Origin of the sequence: Sphingobacterium thalpophilum, assembly GCF_901482695.1 — a bacterium.
GTDB classification, from domain to species: domain Bacteria; phylum Bacteroidota; class Bacteroidia; order Sphingobacteriales; family Sphingobacteriaceae; genus Sphingobacterium; species Sphingobacterium thalpophilum.
Map to the genome: position 1 here is coordinate 5,750,451 of NZ_LR590484.1, position 17,971 is coordinate 5,768,421.

Consider the following 17,971-nt stretch of genomic DNA (forward strand, 5'->3'; position numbering starts at 1 on the left):
ATATTAAAAATAACAACAAAATACCCTAGCCAATGATATTTTCATATTTTTGTATCAAATAACTAAAAATAGGAATGACGCTATATACCTGTTCCGTATATAGCTATTCAATTGACTCGTATGGAGGGAAGAAAACTTTTGAATACCGAGGTTGCTATCAGCTTCGTTAAAGATACATTTGTCCAAGAATTAAAAAAACGACTAAATCTTATTCCCATTTCGTCACCACTGGTTGTATTAGATGGCACAGGACTGAACGATGACTTAAACGGCATTGAGCGGCCCGTTTCCTTTCCGATCAAATCACTAAATGAGAAAAAAGCGGTAGTGGTCCACTCCTTGGCAAAATGGAAACGTGTACGTTTGAAAGAACTTGAAATGCTACCGGGAGAAGGTATAATAACTGACATGAAAGCCCTTCGTCCTGACGAGGATTACACACCGATACACTCCATCTATGTAGATCAGTGGGACTGGGAAAAAGTCATCGCAAAAGAACAACGCAACCTCTCCTTTCTCAGAGAGACGGTACTTGAAATATATCAATCGCTTCGATTTGCAGAAACCGAAGTGGAAAAGAGATACCCACATTTACAAGCGATCCTACCGGAGAATATTACCTTTATTTCGTCCGAAGAATTACTGCAGAAATATCCGGAACTGAGCGCCAAAGAACGTGAGAACGCCATCACCAAAGCGTATGGGGCAGTCTTCCTGTATGGTATCGGCGGTGCACTCAGCAATGGTGTGGCACACGATGGACGCGCGGCTGATTACGATGATTGGAGCACGGTAAACGAGGCTGGTTACCATGGACTAAATGGCGACATTCTTGTCTGGAATCCTGTTTTAAATGCTGCCTTCGAACTGTCTTCGATGGGAATCCGGGTTGATAAAAAGGCATTGTCGCATCAGATGGAAATCAGAAACTGTACTGAAAAATCAAAATTAACGTTCCATACCATGCTGCTCAACGACGAGCTACCCCAATCCATCGGCGGTGGAATCGGACAATCCAGGGTCTGTATGTTTATGCTCAAAAAGAAACATATCGGAGAGGTACAGGTCAGTATATGGGAGGAGGACAAAAAGCAGTCCCTTAGACAGGAAGGTATAGATATCCTCTAGAATAATACTTTTGAGGAATCATTAACATCCATAGTCATACCTCATAAACAAAAGGTAATCTTTGTCATCAAGGATTACCTTTTGTTTTTAATTTGTACTTTTGTACATGCAGCTACAAGCGATCTTAAACAGGTTAGACATTTCATCTTTGAATGAAATGCAAACGCACGTTCTGGGATCTTATGAAAGTGATAGGGATCTGATATTACTTTCACCTACGGGATCAGGAAAGACATTGGCCTTTTCATTGTTGCTGGTTGGACGGCTCGCTGGACGTGCGGGTAAGGTGGAAGTGCTCGTCATGGTCCCCAGCCGTGAGCTGGCCATGCAGATTGAACAAGTATTAAAAAAAATTGCGATCGGTCATAAGGTGACCTGTGTATATGGAGGACATAGTACCAGTATTGAGAAAAACAGACTGAAGGACGCTCCGGCAATAATTATCGGAACACCCGGCCGAATAAAACAGCATCTCGAAGAAAGAAATTTTGATGCCGGGCATATTCACACCTTGGTTTTGGACGAGTACGATAAATCACTGGAATTGGGCTTCCATCAGCAGATGGATTTTATTATTCGACAGCTCCCAGCGGTCCGATCGCGCATAATGACCTCTGCAACTTTCATGGAGAGCATTCCTGCCTTCACAAAAATTCAGTCTCCGGTGCTTGTGAATTTTCTAGGTGATCGAGCAAAGATGCCCCAGATAACGATAAAAAAGGTTGTGGCCCCCGTACAAAAGAAGCTCGAAGCACTGCTCAAACTTATCTGCAAAACCGGGAATAAAAAAACGATCGTTTTTTGCAATCATCGTGAGGCGGTAGACCACGTCAGCCAACTGCTTTCGAATAGAAATATTATCCATGACAGTTTCCATGGCGGGCTTGAACAGCAGGACCGTGAGTTAGCACTTTTAAAATTCAGAAATCATTCCAATCACTTACTGATTACGACTGATCTCGCTGCTAGAGGACTGGACATTCCACAAGTTGACGTCATCATCCATTACCAGCTGCCCTTGCAGGAAGATGCATTTATACACCGTAACGGTCGTACGGCACGCATGCAGGCAGAGGGTGAAGTGTATGTGATGCTCAAACCGGACGAAGTATATCCCTTTATTCCGGCGGAAACAGGCAAAGAAGAATTTCCCGAATATGACGATCTTCCGGAAAATTCACCTTTCGCCACCCTTTACATCAGTGCAGGCCGAAAAGATAAGATCAATAAGATCGACATCGTCGGCTTTTTGCTCCATTTAGAAGGCGTAGAAAAAGAGGACATCGGCATTATCGAGATCAAAGACAAGGCAGCCTATGTGGCTGTAAAACGAGATCTGGCAACAACAATCATTAAAATAGCAAATGGCCAAAAAATCAAAGGCCGAAAAGTAAAAATTGGTCGCGCCTAGAAAAACAATGAGCCCGGAAACATACCGGGCACACGATAACCTATCCCGTCATGAAAAATATTCGGACTTCTGGACAATAAGGCTGAACATTCTGCCACAAAATGCCACTTATTTTACTGTTGTAGATCTTTTAAGTAATCCAGATACCGTCTCACAGCTTCCCGCTTTCGATCTGTCAAATGGAAGTCGAGATGCTGAGTAAGATACTTCTTATAATCAAAACCTTCAAATTTGGGCAGCCCAACAATTACATCGGCCGCGTGTGCCACACCATAAGCCAGAGCGGCGTTAAAATCCCGCACGAAGCGATCCGGTAACCTCTTATTGCTCACCCAAAGCGCGAAAGCAAACGGCAAGCCTGTAAAATTGAACCATTCCTGACCTAAATCATAAACAAAAGGAACAGAATTTTTCTTTCCAAAGGTACGGTCACCTATCAGCACATAGGCGTCTGCTGTTTCGGCATCATCCGTAATCAACCTAACATCCTTTTTCCAATAATTTTTGAGTAATACACGCGCCAAACCATTTGACGTACGGGACTGCTTATCAAGCTTCAAGGTATTCACCTCCTCAATCGGTTTGGTAGAAAAGATAAATACGGAATCCACCGCTCCTTCGGTACCTATACAAAAATCCGTATTGATATAATATTCTGGTAGACTCAACAATGCAGCGGTAGGAATAATACCGATATCCGCTTCATCGTCTATGACTTTTTGTGCACATACACTTGGATAATCAACGCTCAGATCAATCTGATCCATGACCTCTGATTTACGTATTCCATTTAAAAATGGATAAGTATTTGTGTAAGATACGGCTGAAACTCTAATTTTATTCATTCATTAATGCTTCTAAGTGCGCTATATTGTAATGGTCGATAATTTCAAAACGGCCATTCTCATACAGCAGTTTATACAAAGCAGTATTGGTATGTGGAAAATCATCCATATAACGGGCATCAATACCGGTCATCAGACAGAGCATAATACGCAAGGCGCGTCCATGCATGCAGACAAGGATATTTTTTTCATCTTTTCGAGCCAGCATATGGTCCAATGCAATCTGCTGACGTGCCATCAACTCGTTCGGAGACTCTCCATTTTCAATACTGACGTCCAATTCTCCGTTGCGCCATGCGGCAACCAATTGCTCAAAACCAGCCAATAGTTCGGGAGTCTGCTCTTTGCCTTCATAGATTCCCCAACTGATTTCGTCCAGGCCCACCAATTGCTCCCAGGGTAGATTCATATCAATAAAGCCTTGCACCGTCTGATGCGTACGCAATAAGGTTGATGTATATATTTTATCAAAAGGCACCGAACGATAACGTTCGAAGAATGCCTGCGCCTGAGCCAAACCCGTTTCATTTAATGGCGAGTTAACCCCTCTTCCCTGTACAATCCCTCTCAGATTTAAATCCGTCTGTCCGTGCCGTATAAAATAAAATGTCTTTTTCAAAATAAGGTATCTAATTTAAGGATTCACCACAGGAAGTGCATAATAGCTTTTCTTTTGTGGGCTGTTATCGAAGATGTAATCTTGATAATCAGTCACCACATTATATAAAGTATCCCGTTCGATCGGATGGCGTCCCACATTTTTTATGAGTTCCACCACCTCCTGTGTCGTCATACCCGGCTTCTGCTCCTCTGCCCCAGCCATGCTATAGATCTTGGTCGTATCGTCCAGTGTCCCGTCAATATCGTCCACACCAAAAGCCAGAGACAACTGTGCTGTATCTCTTGAGATCATTGCCCAATAAGCCTTAATATGGTCAAAGTTATCCATATAGATTCGGGCAATAGCATAATTTCTGAGATCCTCAACAACCGATACTTCCGGAATATGAGACATTTGATTTTCTTTATTCCTAAATTTCAACGGAATAAATGTCTGAAATCCGCCTGTCTTGTCCTGTAGCTGTCTCAGACGTTCCATATGGTCTACTCGATGCCAGAATTGCTCAATATGGCCATATAACATGGTCGCATTGGTATGCATTCCAAGACGGTGCGCCTGTTCGTGAATGTCAAGCCATTGTTCGGCAGTACATTTGTCGTGCGCGATCTGCTCCCTAATTTCGGGATGGAAGATTTCCGCGCCACCGCCGGGCATGGAATCGAGCCCACAGGACTGCAGGTATTTCAACCCTTCGTAATGACTTAATTTTGCTTTTTTGAAGATATAATAGTATTCTACCGGCGTCAGCCCCTTGATATGTAACTCGGGGCGATGTGCCTTGCATCTTCTAAAAAAATCGGCGTAGAACTCGAGGTTTTGCTTAGGCACGACACCGCCCGTAATATGCACTTCCGTCACAGGTTCGTGATCGTATTTCTTGACGATATCCATCATCCCGTCAACGTCCATCTCCCAGCCTTCAGCCCGCTGTTTGATCAGCCTGGAATACGAACAGAATTTACAGTCATAAACACATACGTTGGTGGGCTCAATATGAAAATTGCGATTAAAAAACGTACGGTCTCCATGACGTTTTTCACGGATATAGTTGGCAAGGACACCAAGATAGCCCAATTCTCCTTTTTCGTATAAAAGAACTCCTTCTTCAAAAGTGATACGCTCTTCTCGCAAAACTTTTTCTGCTATATTTCTTAATTCAGCCGCTAAATTTTTATCGCTGATCAAGAAATTCAATTTATCTGTTGCGTTCATTACATGTATCTCCTATCTTAAACAAATGTACCGAAAAGGCGACAAATGTTATAATAAAAAATGTCATAACACTCATTTTACGAGCCGTTATCCCAGTTCTATGTCTTATAATACAACGGGGAGTTAATCGGTAAACTGCTGCATGTCAATCAGCTTTCGATAGAGACCGTCGCGTTGCAGCAGTTCACTATGACTTCCAGTCTCTACAATCTTACCGGCTTCAATTACAACAATTTTATCCGCATTCTGAATAGTGCTCAGCCGATGTGCAATGACGACCGTCGTCCTATTGTCCATGAGCTTATACAGTGAATCCTGTACCAGCTTTTCGGATTCTGTATCCAGTGCAGAGGTGGCTTCATCGAGCAACATAATTGGCGGGTTTTTCAAAACAGCACGGGCAATACAGATCCGTTGCCGCTGGCCACCGGACAATTTACCGCCCCGGTCACCAATATTTGTCTGATACCCTTTTTCGGTCTTTAGAATAAACTCATGGGCATTCGCAATTTTTGCCGCCGCTTCCACTTCATCCTGGCTCGCCTGCTGGTTTGCGAACGCAATATTGTTGTAGATCGTATCGTTAAACAGGATGGACTCCTGATTGACCACCCCGATCATATTCCGCAGCGAGTCCTGATCAAGATCCCGCAGATCTATACCATCAAAAAGAATCTGCCCACCAGTAACATCCATAAACCTGGGAATTAAATCCACCAGCGTAGATTTTCCGCCTCCTGACGGGCCCACCAACGCCACAATTTTTCCTTTTTCTATGGTGAGATCAATCCCCTGAAGCACTTTTTTATCCTTGGTATACCCAAAATCCACCTGTTTAAAGGCAATCTCCCGCGCAAAAGTTTCGACAGACCTCGCATTTGGTTTGTCCGTAACTGCACTTCTCTCATCTATCAGCTCAAGCACACGTTCACCGGCAGCCAGACCGTTATGTATACCACTAAATGCATCTGTCAGTGCTTTAGCGGGACGCATAACCTGGGAGAAAATCGCAATATAGGCTATAAAATCGGACGCGTTCAGATTTTGATCACCGGATAGTACTAAATGTCCGCCGTACAGCAGAATGACTGCAACCATAATAACCCCCAATAGTTCGGAAACAGGAGAACTCAATTGCTGTCGTTTCGCCATTGCGCGGCCGATATTTGCGTAACGTTCATTTTCGTTGTGGAACCTATTTTTGATAAAGGAAACCGCGTTAAATGCCTTGATAATTTTAATTCCGGAGAGCGCCTCATCCAAATAGGAGATCATGTTGCCGTAGGACTCCTGCGCTGAGCGGGCCTGACTTTTTAGATTTTTTACGATGCGCGCGATAAAAAACGCGGACACTGGGATCACCAACAAGGAGAAAAAAGTCAATTTGGCAGAAATAACAAAGAGCATCACAATATAGGCGACTAGCTGTAGAGGTTCTTTAAAAACCACCTGTAAAGTACCCGTTACCGAGTACTGTACCACCTGAACATCAGATGCAACTTTGGAGACAATATCTCCCTTACGCTGCCCCGTAAAGTAGCCGACGTGAAGGTCCATCACATTGTCAAAGACGGCTCTACGTAACTTTAGCAAGGTATGGATGCGAAAATTTTCCATGATCCGCTGGCAGAAATAGCGGAACATGTTGCTGATAAAAACCGAAATTACAATTACAATACAAACGTATTTTAGTGCTCCATACGCACCGAATTGCTCGTTGGCCACGCTGGCGTAATAATTAAACCAGTCCAATATATCCATGAAATTTTGTGGTTTTGTAACCGTTTCAGTAGTTTCACCGGTATGAAACAGTGTCTGGAGCAATGGAGCAAGTAACGCTAAATTTAAAGTGCTAAACACAACTGCGATCAACGTGCAGATCACGTAAGGGATTGCAAATTTTTCTATGGGTTTAGCAAATGATAAGAGCCTAAAATATGTTTTCATTTATTTTGAATTGAACAAAAATAACAAATTAATCAAGAAAAGCCCCCATGCATTTGGATACAATAAAATTGTTGCACCGCGGTGATACAGGTTAAAGTGGCACGCGTCTTGAAAAATCGATAAAAAACTCTCCTTTTTATAGATAATTCCCTAATTTAGTCCCAACAAACATCAAATTTATTAAAATACAAAATGCAAATAGACGTTGCTAAAAGATTACAGCATACCGAGGAATACTATTTTTCAAAAAAACTACGGGAAATAGATGAACTGAATAAGCAGGGGTTACGCGTAATCAACCTTGGGATCGGCAGTCCTGATTTGCCTCCTCATCCGGAAGTGATCAAGACGTTGAACACGAATGCTGAACACCCGCATGTACATGGCTATCAAAATTATAAAGGGGCTCCTGCCCTGCGGGAAGCTGCCGCAGCTTGGTATCAACGTTACTATGGCGCTTCTTTTCATCCGAATACCGAAATACTACCGCTTATCGGGTCAAAGGAGGGCATTGTCCATATTTGCATGACCTATCTTCAGGAGGGTGATCAAGCTTTGATCCCAAATCCGGGCTATCCGGCTTATGCCGCTGCTGTTCGGCTGAGCGGTGCAGAAGCAGTTACCTACGATCTTACTCCCGAAAAGAACTGGCTTATCGACTTGGAAGAGCTCCGCAAGAAAGACCTGTCACGGGTAAAGCTCATGTGGATCAATTATCCGCATATGCCGACGGGTGCATCTGCCTCTGATGAGTTTTACAACGAACTGATCGCATTTGCCAAGGAGCACCATATCCTTATCTGCCACGACAACCCTTACAGTTTTATACTGACGGACACACCGCGTAGCATTATGAGCGTTCCGGGGGCGAAAGAAGTAGCAATTGAATTAAATTCATTAAGCAAGTCTTCCAATATGGCCGGTTGGCGTATAGGCTTATTGGTGGGCGCCGAGGAACGTATCAACGAAATTCTGCGTTTTAAGAGCAACATGGATTCCGGCATGTTTTTACCTGTACAGCTAGCAGCTGCAAAAGCCTTACAGCTTGAGGAGTCCTGGTACCGGGATCTAAATAAAGTTTACGGTGAACGGCGTCATAAGGTTTATGAAATCATGGATCTATTGCATTGCAGCTATGAAAAAAACCAAGTTGGCTTATTTGTCTGGGCTAGGGTGCCGGAAACATATACCGATGGTTATGCCCTCAGCGATATTGTATTAAGCCGCGCTCGCGTATTCATTACGCCCGGAGGTATATTTGGAGACAAAGGAAACAGCTATATCCGGATCAGCCTTTGCGCAACGGTTGACACATTGGAGGAATCAATCCAGCGTATCAAGAATAGCTTTTAAGCTTATTTTTTCAACATTAATCATTCCATAAAATGAATATAGCCATCGTAGGTGTAGGCTTAATTGGCGGCTCAGTTGCCATACGTTTAAAAGAAACAAAATTCTGCAGCAAAATCGTTGGTGTGGATAAGAGCGAGAAAAATCTTGATAAAGCCAAGCAGATCGGCTTTATTGACGAAGCCGCTAGTCTGGAGGATGCCATAAAAACCTGTAAGGTATTGATATTGACCATTCCGGTAGATGCTATTCTACAGGTCGTACCATCTATCCTGGATCAGGTCACTGATCAGGTCATCATTGATATGGGGTCAACCAAAACCAACATATTGAACAAAATTACCAACCATCCGAACAGGGGGCGCTACATCGCTGCGCACCCTATGGCCGGTACGGAATATTCAGGTCCGGAAGCTGCTATTGCAGGCTTATTCAAAGGGAAAATGATGGTTTATGTAGAAGCCTTCCGAACAGATGAGGACGCTTTCGAGATTGCCGATGCCATAACGGACCAATTGGAGATGCGCACCTGCTTTATGAATGCAGATGAGCACGATGTACATACGGCCTATGTTTCGCATATTTCCCACCTGACTTCGTTCGCCTTGGCGTTAACGGTTTTGGAGAAAGAGAAGTCACAAGGACGCATATTTGAATTAGCGGGCTCGGGATTTGAATCAACGGTACGACTCGCCAAGAGCTCCCCCGACATGTGGACGCCTATTTTCAAACAGAACCGCGAAAACGTGCTCGAAGTACTGGAAGAGCATATCAAGCAGCTGCAATCACTGCACGACGCTATTGCCAATGAAGATTACGATAGATTACACAAGCTGATTAAACGTTCAAACAAGATCAAACGCATAATCAAATAAAGGCAGGCGAAGGCCACTTATCTTACCGAACTACATCTGCAAAATCAATCAACCTGACGGAACCTCGGGCGTATTGATTTTGCGGATTACAGGCTATTCATCTTCCAGTTCTTCAAACTTTTCCAAATCTTGTTTAGCCCCTTCACTATCACCCAATTTTTCTTTAATTGCCGCCCGATAGGCATATAGATCAGAATAATATGGATTTAGTTCTATCGCCCGCGAATAATCAAGTAGTGCTCCTTGCATGTCCGCCAGTTTTTCCTTCAGATCAGCCCGCAGGGAATAGACGTAAAAGTCTGTGGGATTCAGTTCGACAAGACGGTCGAAATCTGATAATGCTTCATGGAGAGACCCTAGGCGTTCAAATAGTGAAGCCCTTTCTTCAAAGACAATAGACGACTGGGCATCGAGCTCTTCGGCTTTTGCATAGTCTGCCAACGCTTTTTGTGTGTAGCGATATGATTCGAATACTTTGGCCCGAAATATATAGGCGGCTGTCTGTTGTGCATCGAGTGCGATCGCCTGATTAAAATCTCGCAACGCCAGTTCAAAACAGGTTAACTTTAAATAAAGGCTGCCTCTAAAAATAAGAAGATTGCTATCGGGGCTTTCATTCCGTTCGATCGCCATGGAATAAAGCTCTATAGCTTTCACATAATCATAACAATGAACATACTCCAGCCCCAATGAATTCAGTTCATCTGCACTCAGTTGCTGCTGTTTAGGTTCAAGTTCCTGGATAACCAGATTTTCAGCTTCAAAATATGTGATGTCGCCTTGGTTTTCTTGCCATTCGAGCACACTGTGGTAATTAAAATCCAATCTTTTCGCAATTTGATAGTCGTAAAACGCACCTTCTTCCTCGCCCATGAGCCGATAGATCAGACATCGGCTAGCATAGAAATAGGCTTCTTCCGGGTATTTTTCAATTGCCCGCGAATACACTTCGGCAGCATTCTGATATGCATTGGTCTTATAATAATAGAGTCCGAGGTAACTGTAGGCAAGTACATGCCCCGTGGATGAGATGATCTCTTCAAAACGGGCGACGGGATTACCTGTGGCCAGTATTCCATCCAAAAAACCTGTAAACAGTTCACTTATCACTCCCTGAGGGATGGCCTGGAGCCAATCTTGAGCGATAGCAATGCTTTCATCCGGAAAAAAAGAAGTAATTGGCAAAAAAGAATATTTGGCAAGCAATACCGTTGGGGGAAATTGAAAATCAGTTTCTGTAAGCACGTTGCCCTGGAGGATAACAGATAGATTTGAAATCATTTGCTTCATATCCAAAACTAAGTTAAATTTCTTTACAAAAGAAATTTAACCGCTGTGCATTTCCCCTTTTATGCCTGTTACTGCGACTCACCTGTCAAATACAGATATTTATACCGAACTATATCTCTGGAATTGGTAAATCGGATTAATTTTTCACGTTTGAAAACATAATTTGAAACTTTATCTTCCATTAGACGCAGAAATTCCACAAACTCAGCAAAAAAATCCTGTCGTTCACCTGGACTGAACTGACTATTTTTAACAATCCAAAAAAACTGTTCTTCATTGACGTGAAAAGAAACTTCATTTTTCTTTTCTTTTCTAAAAATAAAGATGGGATCACTTTCTTGGTTAATATATAAAGCAAAACCAGTATTACCACCATCCAGATTAACAACAAACGCAGAAAAATAGACAGTGCCTATCTGCAAATTATCCAGACAAATTAATTTATGCAACATCAGGTCGACAGTTAGATCACCTAAAAGTATTAAGTTTTTATTAAAAAACAAAAAAAGACCCACAATATTATTTGCGGGTCCTTTTACTGATTCGTTGCCGATTTTTAGAACGTAAATTTCACCGAAGCGTTCCATGTGCGGCCCTGACCGATTAAGACAAAGTTGGAGGTATCGATACCGTTCCATGTCTTATCCACATCAGTCGTCACATTACTTGAGGTAGCTTCCGAAATGTAGAATTTATTCAATACATTATTCATATTCACACGGAAGCTCATGGTGTTTTTGTCATTGACTTTCACTTCATAAGATAATCCGGCGTCGAGTAGATTGAAGGAAGGAAGCTCCAGTACACGCCCCATTTTTCGACCATCTTCTTCGACGGTTCGGTGTTTTGAAGAATAGAGTCTATTGTACTGTCTATAGTTCCCGTCAATGGAGAACCCTTTGAACAGGATGTATTTCGCACCGAAACCATAGGTTGTCTGCGCTGCATTTCCAACATGTTCTCCCGTCAGGTCTACTTCTTCACGACCCAATTCGACACGATTATCATTACGGTCTACAGCGGTCACTTTCCCATCATATTTCCAATCACCAACTGACGCAAACCCAGTCAAGGTCAATCCGCTGAACGGCCGAGCAGCCACATCCAGTTCTACCCCCCTATGGTCCTGTTTAACACCATAGTTTGTTGTATAAATAAATTGACCAGCCACAAGGATACCCGGATCGTTGTCGGGATTGTACTTAGCTACGTCTTTGTCTGTTGCTAATCTGGAACTACCCGTAACCCGATTGTCCCAAGTGGTTCTGTAAACGTTTACATCCACATCTAAATAGTCTGAAGCAAATTTGTATCCTGCTTCTAATCCAAGGATTTTTTCGTTCACCGCATTTTCATTGATATCATTTGCATAATTCATGAAAATATTGTTTTGGTAGGGCTGACGAGCATAATACCCGGCGTTACCGAATATGGTGTGCTGCCCCAATGTATAACTAAGTCCCCCCTTGGTATTGTAGCCAAAATTATTGACATCTTTGGACTTTTCATTGCCAGGAGTGTACTGAAAATAGTCTTTACGGATATTCTGCTGCTCGGACAATGAACCCTGAAAAAATGCAGTAAATCCATCTTTTGCATATTCGATCTGTCCAAAGAGACCTGCGTAACGAATATATTGGTTATAATCCCATGCCAGTCTATTTTCTCTCGCATCAGGTTTGCTAGCGAATGCTTTCCATGGATTGGTTGAATAGGTTTCGGTAACCCGAGGCAGCTGGGGCAAGTTCACATTGCCTCCCAATACGACCCCCTCTGTATTGCTCAAAGGGTCAATCAGCTTACGGTAATGTGTCCCTTTATAATCTCTAACATCAAATCCTACATTCACATTTAGATTTTCGGTCAGTTTGTTGTTATAATTTGAAACAATACCAAACCACTGGTGATTGTTCACGTCCGCTGCTAGGTATCCGCCTTTATTATACTTATCCGATTTAAGCCCCTGTCCTCCCCCAGCTGCCAAAGAAGCATACACCACAGTGGACAATGACGACTTATCATTAATTGTCCAGTCCCAATTTAAGTTCGCCACCGGTTTATGATAAAAATTTTTCTGTGGGTTCATCATAACGCCGTTAACATCTTTATAGTTGTCATTGAAGCGTTTGCCGTGTTGCAAATAGTTTGACAGTTTCGATGTATAGCCTTGATTATGCCATTGTGGTGCGCCAGTAACCATAAAGTTCAAGTTGTGCTTTTCACTCGCTTTATAACCAACCGACAAGAAATAACTTTGTCCTGCACCTTCGGTATGATCTGTATATCCATTGCCGGACCACTGTGTGAACATGGCGGATACTGCAAAGCCATTTTTCATCAGACCAGTATTATACCCTACCGTCGCTTTCATGAACATATCATTACCCACGGTCGTTCTGATAAAACCGCCCTCTTTCATGGCAGTGGACTGAGTAACATAGTTAACAGTACCGCCCACTGATGATATCGCCAATTTGGAGGAACCCAAACCACGTTGAATCTGTACTAAAGATGCGATGTCTGTAAGACCGGACCAATTCGACCAATAGACACTACCATTATCCATTCCATTGATCGGCTGACCATTCAATAAAAACGCCGTGTTGGACTGATCAAAACCACGTGTGGTCATCGATGACTCGCCAAAGCCTTTGGCCTGCCCCGTAATGTAAACAGATGGCGTATTTGCAAGCGCCGAAGTAATATCCTGAGCACCTACCTTTTCCTCTAAATCTCTTTTATGAATTGTCGAAACAGCAATGGGAGTCTTTCTGCCTGCAGCAATATCGATCACACCATGACCAACAATCACAACCTCATCTAGATTTGTAGAAGAATTGGCTGCAAAGGTAGGATTCAAGTTGAGCACATCCCCTGATTTTAGCATAACACCTTCGATAACAACAGGTTGCTGACCAATATAAGTCACTTCCAATCTATAAGGCCCACCTGCTTGGAGATCTAAAATCTGAAATTTGCCGTCGGCATCAGCTGAGCCGCTGAACACTTGACCACTTGGAATGTGGGTAATTTTAATAGTTGCCCCTTTAACTGTTTGTCCAGTAGCCTCTTTTACAACTCCTGAAACCGAACTAGATTTTGCACTTTGTGCTTGAATAGCACCATAACTGGCAAAAAAAAGTGCAAAAAAAAGTAAAGACTTTTTCATGTTAGATGTGATTGTTTTGTTTTTGTGCCGCAAAATTAGGAATTGATTGTCTTTTTAACTAATTTTAACACTCGGTAAGCTTCCTTCTCTCGAAGTATGGCAACTCTATATTTTAATCGTATTCATCAGAACAGCGTTTTTTAGAATATAATCATCTGCCAGACATCGTTTTATTAGAAATAAATCATACACAACAGCTTTTTTATAAAAATTTGGCAAAAGCATCCAAAATAAAATTTTGTCCATTTTGAATAAGTCGGATAAATCATTATTAATCCAATAGCTCTATTAAGCAGCTTCCTAATGATTGATGATGAATTGATTTAGACGGAGCTGTACGGTAACGGTTGAAAAATAACTATCTTTAGGCAAGATTAATTGTTATGTTATCCATTGAACAAGTTTATGCTGCTGTACTTGAGCCGGCCTTGATTGCTGAAATCAACGAAGTGGCTATTAACAAAAGTTTCAGCGAGGGCGACTTAATCATCGATTCGAGACAATATATACGGTCGATGCCCCTGCTGCTTGAAGGCGCCGTCAAAATCGTTCGGGAAGATGATATACAAGGCGAGTTGCTGTTGTACTATCTCGAAAAAGGGCAAACCTGCACCATGTCCATTGCCTGTTGTTTAAGCAATAGAAAAAGCGAAATCCGTGCCATCGCCGAAAGACAAACAACTCTCGCTATGATCCCCAATGAGTTCGTCAGCCGCTGGATGGGAAAATACGCTTCTTGGCGCAATTTTATCATGGGAAGTTACGCCAGCCGAATGGATGAAATGCTACAAGCCCTAGATAGCCTCGCGTTCTCAAATATGGAAGAGCGTATCCTTAGTTATTTGACCACGAAGATGAGACTCAATGCGGAGAGAATTCTCACGCTTACACATCAGAATATAGCCTCCGATTTGAATACCTCACGGGTCGTGGTGTCCAGAATTCTAAAGAAGCTCGAAAACGAAAATAAAATCGTATTGCTACGCAATGAGATACGGGTTTTGATCTGACAACGGAATCGAAGATATCCGCACAAAGATGACGCGATTAATTGCAAAGACATTATCTCCTTTATTATTTCGGCGTAAAGCGTCGTACTTCGATCCGAAAAACATTTGTATCTTTAATTCAAAATAAATTTTTCGGACCAGACAAAATCTTCTGACATGAAAACAGATCACATTGGATTTATAGGACTGGGCAATATGGGGTATCCCATGGCCAAAAACTTAGAACGTGCGGGCTTTCCTCTCGCTGTCTATAACAGAAATATCGCTAAGGCGAAAGATTTCGAACACCATACTACAGTACAAAGCAGTATCGTGGAGCTAGTTCAATCCAATGACGTCATCTTTTCAATGTTAACAGATGACAAAGCTGTACTGGAAGTATATGGTATTATTCTTGAACAAGAGATACAGGGAAAACTATTTGTGGACATGAGCACCATATCACGCGGTGCCAGTGTAGCTCTAGCTGCTAAATTAAAAGAGCGGGGCGCTTCATTTTTGGACGCTCCTGTGGCGGGAAGTACCAAACCAGCCGCAGACGGAACTTTGATTATTATGGTCGGCGGTGAGCAGGCAGACCTTGAGCGCGCGCGCCCCTATCTTGAAAAAATGGGCAAATCCATTAAACACCTCGGCGAAAACGGCAAAGGCATTGCCGCTAAACTTGCGATCAATTATTTCCTGTCGATCATCTATCAGGGCCTTGCTGAAACGATCCTATTTTCGGATAAGCTGGGAATCGGGCGAAGTGACATGCTGGAGATCATCAACGACAGTGCCAGTGGCAGCGGCGCAACGAAAGTAAAAACCCCTTTACTGATAGCAGAAGACTATAAACCGGCATTTGCATTGGATCTGATGCTAAAAGACATCCGTCTTGCGCAGCAAGCGGGAGCAAACTACCCCTTGATTGGTACCCTGCTCGACACCTACCAGAAGGCACAAGGCAACGGCCTGGGCCAACAGGATGTCATTGGGATCATAGAATCCATAAAACAATTTTCCATTTAAATCGTTTACTGATTGACACAAAAATACGGCTGGACCGGCACTTGATAATGAAGTAATTCAGGGCTTTTCATAACCCGACCGGTGGCAGTGAAGATCCGGCTAAGCCAGTACGAGATGAACAGTTAATTTAAGAAAACATGAAAACAGCTTTGACACTATTTATATTAACGATGATTACGATGACAAGCATTGCCCAACAGCTGAAACCGCTTTCCTACCAAGACGGAGCACAGAAGCTCAACGGACTGATGACATCCACCCCAGCTAAGAATGGACCTGGCGTGTTAATTTTGCCTGCCTGGAAAGGAATTGATAATGAAGCAAAGCAAGCAGCTCTACAGCTAGAGAAAGAAGGTTACGTCGCCTTTATAGCAGACATTTACGGTGAAGGAAATGTGCCGGCCGATAATACTGCCGCTTCGAAGATTGCTGGCCAATATAAGGCCGACTATAAAGCCTATCAACGTCGCATTGCCGCAGCATTGGAACAGCTTAAAAAAGCTGGCGCTGCACCCACCAAGATTGCTGTCATCGGCTATTGTTTTGGCGGAACAGGTGCACTGGAAACAGCACGGGGGGGACTTCCGGTGGCCGCAGTTGTCAGTATCCATGGCAGCTTATCCAAAGCAGCTGACCGTACCAATACGCCAATTGCCCCTAAAGTACTTATCCAACACCCCGCGGCAGACAAGAGCGTATCGAAAGAAGATTATGAGGGGTTAGTCAAGGAACTAAACGACGGCCATGCAGATTGGCAGATTATTACGTATGCTAACTCTGGGCATACGTTTACCAATCCTGAATCTCCTGAATATAACCCGATAATGGCCAAACGTGCCTGGGACCATATGCTGTTATTTTTAAAAGAAGTATTGGACAAATAGAAACCGTCAGACAACAGCATCCTGCATCTCAATGGCTCATCGTCCAATTGTTACATCATCTTATCACCGCTGGTACTATTAGGGTATGCGGCCACAGCAATACCAATGGAGATAAGATGACTGCGGACAGTCAGATCCCTCCGAGACAATATAACAGTAAAAGAAAAACCAAACACATAAGACAGGAATACTAGGACAATACAAGTGCGGAAACAATTTATAATCGGGTTTTATTCGTGGCAAAACGAAAATTAATCAGTCAGCGCCATCCTCTACTCTATACAATCGCTGTCTGGGTAAGAAGAATACAAAGAAAAGCCATCTGGCTGTTGGACAATAAGCGATATGCACAGGCAAAAACAGCAGAGTTGCTTCGGTTCAGGGTAAAGAAGCACCAGTCGGTTTTATTGAAGAAGCTTGGAGAGAACAATATGCAGCTTCAGATCAATAAAGTAACCAACCTCAAGATTGCGGCACAGCAGATCAGTGGAATTTTAATCCGGCCAGGTGAGACGTTCTCGTTCTGTAAACTCGTAGGACTGCCTACACAAAAGAAAGGCTATCTTCCGGGGATGGAACTCTCTTTTGGAGAGGCCAGGGCGGGCATCGGGGGTGGCATATGCCAGATATCCAATCTTATCCACTGGCTCGTGATCCACAGCCCGCTAACCGTCGCTGAACGCTATCACCATTCCTTCGATCCTTTTCCAGACGATGGCCGAGTTCTGCCTTTTGGTAGTGGCGCGACCGTATTCTACAATTATCGCGACTATCAATTCACCAACCATACGGACCATACCTTCCAGATTAACCTGTGGTTTACCGAAAAATGTCTGGAAGGTGAGCTTAGGATTGATCAGGAACTGGATTTTGCCTACCATGTGTTTGAGCGCGCGCACCAATTTCTGAAGATCGGCAACGACTTCTACCGTAAAAATGAGATCTGGCGCGAAAAGCTGTTAAAATTCGAGGGCGGTAAGATAATCGAGACAGCGTGCATAATGAAGAATTTTGCACGGGTTGCTTATACTCCCCCTTACTATATTGTGCCTGATCCCAAAAACGAAAAAGGCACTACTGAATAGACAGCCTTTCTGTTTCTCCTTTTTTTTGATTAAGTTTGATGTGGCTTTGGGGGTATTCTGTACAGAATTGAGATAGTCCCTTTGAACCTGATACGGTTTACACCGACGTAGGGAAAAGCATCCGCTTGACAT

At 43.1% G+C, this 17,971-nt stretch carries 15 protein-coding genes and 1 riboswitch; of the genes, 8 read left to right on the forward strand and 7 right to left on the reverse strand.

Features of this window, described 5'->3' with window-relative positions:
- The first annotated feature begins 120 nt into the window (after positions 1–120).
- Both asnA and FGL37_RS24505 read left to right on the forward strand, forming a co-directional pair.
- Positions 121–1,128, forward strand: coding sequence for an aspartate--ammonia ligase (gene asnA, locus FGL37_RS24500; protein ID WP_028068568.1), 1,008 nt, complete (start codon positions 121–123; stop codon positions 1,126–1,128).
- A gap of 106 nt (positions 1,129–1,234) precedes the next feature.
- Positions 1,235–2,539, forward strand: coding sequence for a DEAD/DEAH box helicase (locus FGL37_RS24505; RefSeq protein ID WP_028068569.1), 1,305 nt, complete (start codon positions 1,235–1,237; stop codon positions 2,537–2,539).
- A 113-nt stretch (positions 2,540–2,652) separates the two neighbouring features.
- Here the strand turns inward: FGL37_RS24505 and FGL37_RS24510 are convergent, their stop codons facing one another.
- The 4 genes from FGL37_RS24510 to FGL37_RS24525 all read right to left on the reverse strand — a co-directional run bounded on the left by FGL37_RS24510 (position 2,653) and on the right by FGL37_RS24525 (position 7,165).
- A complete protein-coding gene (locus FGL37_RS24510; protein WP_028068570.1) occupies positions 2,653–3,384 on the reverse strand; it encodes a menaquinone biosynthetic enzyme MqnA/MqnD family protein in 732 nt (243 codons plus the stop codon).
- Positions 3,377–4,003 (reverse strand): histidine phosphatase family protein, encoded by a 627-nt coding sequence (locus FGL37_RS24515; RefSeq protein ID WP_028068571.1) that lies wholly within the window; start codon positions 4,001–4,003, stop codon positions 3,377–3,379. Before FGL37_RS24515 ends, FGL37_RS24510 begins: the two co-directional genes overlap by 8 nt.
- A gap of 15 nt (positions 4,004–4,018) precedes the next feature.
- Complete coding sequence (gene mqnE, locus FGL37_RS24520) at positions 4,019–5,218, reverse strand: aminofutalosine synthase MqnE (protein ID WP_028068572.1); 1,200 nt, start codon at positions 5,216–5,218, stop codon at positions 4,019–4,021.
- 123 nt (positions 5,219–5,341) lie between these two features.
- Entirely contained in the window at positions 5,342–7,165 is a 1,824-nt protein-coding gene (locus FGL37_RS24525; protein WP_028068573.1) for an ABC transporter ATP-binding protein, read from the reverse strand.
- Positions 7,166–7,357: 192 nt separating this feature from the next.
- Here FGL37_RS24525 and FGL37_RS24530 point away from each other — a divergent pair, with 192 nt between their 5' ends.
- Together FGL37_RS24530 and FGL37_RS24535 are read left to right on the forward strand one after the other, a co-directional pair.
- Entirely contained in the window at positions 7,358–8,518 is a 1,161-nt protein-coding gene (locus FGL37_RS24530) for a pyridoxal phosphate-dependent aminotransferase (RefSeq protein WP_028068574.1), read from the forward strand.
- Between the two features lie 32 nt (positions 8,519–8,550).
- Positions 8,551–9,390: a prephenate dehydrogenase gene (locus FGL37_RS24535; protein WP_028068575.1), complete on the forward strand. Its 840-nt coding sequence runs from the start codon at positions 8,551–8,553 to the stop codon at positions 9,388–9,390.
- A 93-nt stretch (positions 9,391–9,483) separates the two neighbouring features.
- Here the strand turns inward: FGL37_RS24535 and FGL37_RS24540 are convergent, their stop codons facing one another.
- The 3 genes from FGL37_RS24540 to FGL37_RS24550 form a co-directional block, all read right to left on the reverse strand.
- Entirely contained in the window at positions 9,484–10,680 is a 1,197-nt protein-coding gene (locus FGL37_RS24540) for a tetratricopeptide repeat protein (RefSeq protein ID WP_051606477.1), read from the reverse strand.
- Positions 10,681–10,748: 68 nt separating this feature from the next.
- Positions 10,749–11,267 carry a hypothetical protein gene (locus FGL37_RS24545; protein ID WP_028068576.1) on the reverse strand — a complete coding sequence of 173 codons (519 nt, stop codon included), beginning with the start codon at positions 11,265–11,267 and terminating at the stop codon, positions 10,749–10,751.
- Positions 11,237–13,849 carry a TonB-dependent receptor gene (locus tag FGL37_RS24550; RefSeq protein WP_028068577.1) on the reverse strand — a complete coding sequence of 871 codons (2,613 nt, stop codon included), beginning with the start codon at positions 13,847–13,849 and terminating at the stop codon, positions 11,237–11,239. Before FGL37_RS24550 ends, FGL37_RS24545 begins: the two co-directional genes overlap by 31 nt.
- A gap of 383 nt (positions 13,850–14,232) precedes the next feature.
- Between FGL37_RS24550 and FGL37_RS24555 the strand changes: the two genes are divergently transcribed.
- The 4 genes from FGL37_RS24555 (at position 14,233) to FGL37_RS24570 (ending at position 17,839) form a co-directional block, all read left to right on the forward strand.
- Positions 14,233–14,859 (forward strand): Crp/Fnr family transcriptional regulator, encoded by a 627-nt coding sequence (locus FGL37_RS24555; protein WP_037532175.1) that lies wholly within the window; start codon positions 14,233–14,235, stop codon positions 14,857–14,859.
- 123 nt (positions 14,860–14,982) lie between these two features.
- The gene (locus FGL37_RS24560) at positions 14,983–15,870 is read left to right on the forward strand and encodes an NAD(P)-dependent oxidoreductase (RefSeq protein WP_262709490.1); all 888 of its coding nucleotides are present in this window, start codon (positions 14,983–14,985) and stop codon (positions 15,868–15,870) included.
- 137 nt (positions 15,871–16,007) lie between these two features.
- Positions 16,008–16,754 carry a dienelactone hydrolase family protein gene (locus FGL37_RS24565; RefSeq protein ID WP_028068580.1) on the forward strand — a complete coding sequence of 249 codons (747 nt, stop codon included), beginning with the start codon at positions 16,008–16,010 and terminating at the stop codon, positions 16,752–16,754.
- A gap of 236 nt (positions 16,755–16,990) precedes the next feature.
- Entirely contained in the window at positions 16,991–17,839 is an 849-nt protein-coding gene (locus FGL37_RS24570) for a VanW family protein (protein ID WP_081817772.1), read from the forward strand.
- A 38-nt stretch (positions 17,840–17,877) separates the two neighbouring features.
- A riboswitch (TPP riboswitch) is annotated at positions 17,878–17,970 on the forward strand.
- Position 17,971 lies beyond the last annotated feature (1 nt).

Excerpts from the sequence above, each read along its gene's own strand:
- asnA (WP_028068568.1), top strand. The coding sequence starts at position 121 with ATGGAGGGAAGAAAACTTTTGAATACCGAGGTTGCTATCAGCTTCGTT.
- FGL37_RS24505 (WP_028068569.1), top strand. The coding sequence starts at position 1,235 with ATGCAGCTACAAGCGATCTTAAACAGGTTAGACATTTCATCTTTGAAT.
- FGL37_RS24510 (WP_028068570.1), bottom strand. The coding sequence starts at position 3,384 with ATGAATAAAATTAGAGTTTCAGCCGTATCTTACACAAATACTTATCCA.
- mqnE (WP_028068572.1), bottom strand. The coding sequence starts at position 5,218 with ATGAACGCAACAGATAAATTGAATTTCTTGATCAGCGATAAAAATTTA.
- FGL37_RS24525 (WP_028068573.1), bottom strand. The coding sequence starts at position 7,165 with ATGAAAACATATTTTAGGCTCTTATCATTTGCTAAACCCATAGAAAAA.
- FGL37_RS24530 (WP_028068574.1), top strand. The coding sequence starts at position 7,358 with ATGCAAATAGACGTTGCTAAAAGATTACAGCATACCGAGGAATACTAT.
- FGL37_RS24535 (WP_028068575.1), top strand. The coding sequence starts at position 8,551 with ATGAATATAGCCATCGTAGGTGTAGGCTTAATTGGCGGCTCAGTTGCC.
- FGL37_RS24540 (WP_051606477.1), bottom strand. The coding sequence starts at position 10,680 with ATGAAGCAAATGATTTCAAATCTATCTGTTATCCTCCAGGGCAACGTG.
- FGL37_RS24545 (WP_028068576.1), bottom strand. The coding sequence starts at position 11,267 with ATGGAACGCTTCGGTGAAATTTACGTTCTAAAAATCGGCAACGAATCA.
- FGL37_RS24550 (WP_028068577.1), bottom strand. The coding sequence starts at position 13,849 with ATGAAAAAGTCTTTACTTTTTTTTGCACTTTTTTTTGCCAGTTATGGT.
- FGL37_RS24555 (WP_037532175.1), top strand. The coding sequence starts at position 14,233 with ATGTTATCCATTGAACAAGTTTATGCTGCTGTACTTGAGCCGGCCTTG.
- FGL37_RS24565 (WP_028068580.1), top strand. The coding sequence starts at position 16,008 with ATGAAAACAGCTTTGACACTATTTATATTAACGATGATTACGATGACA.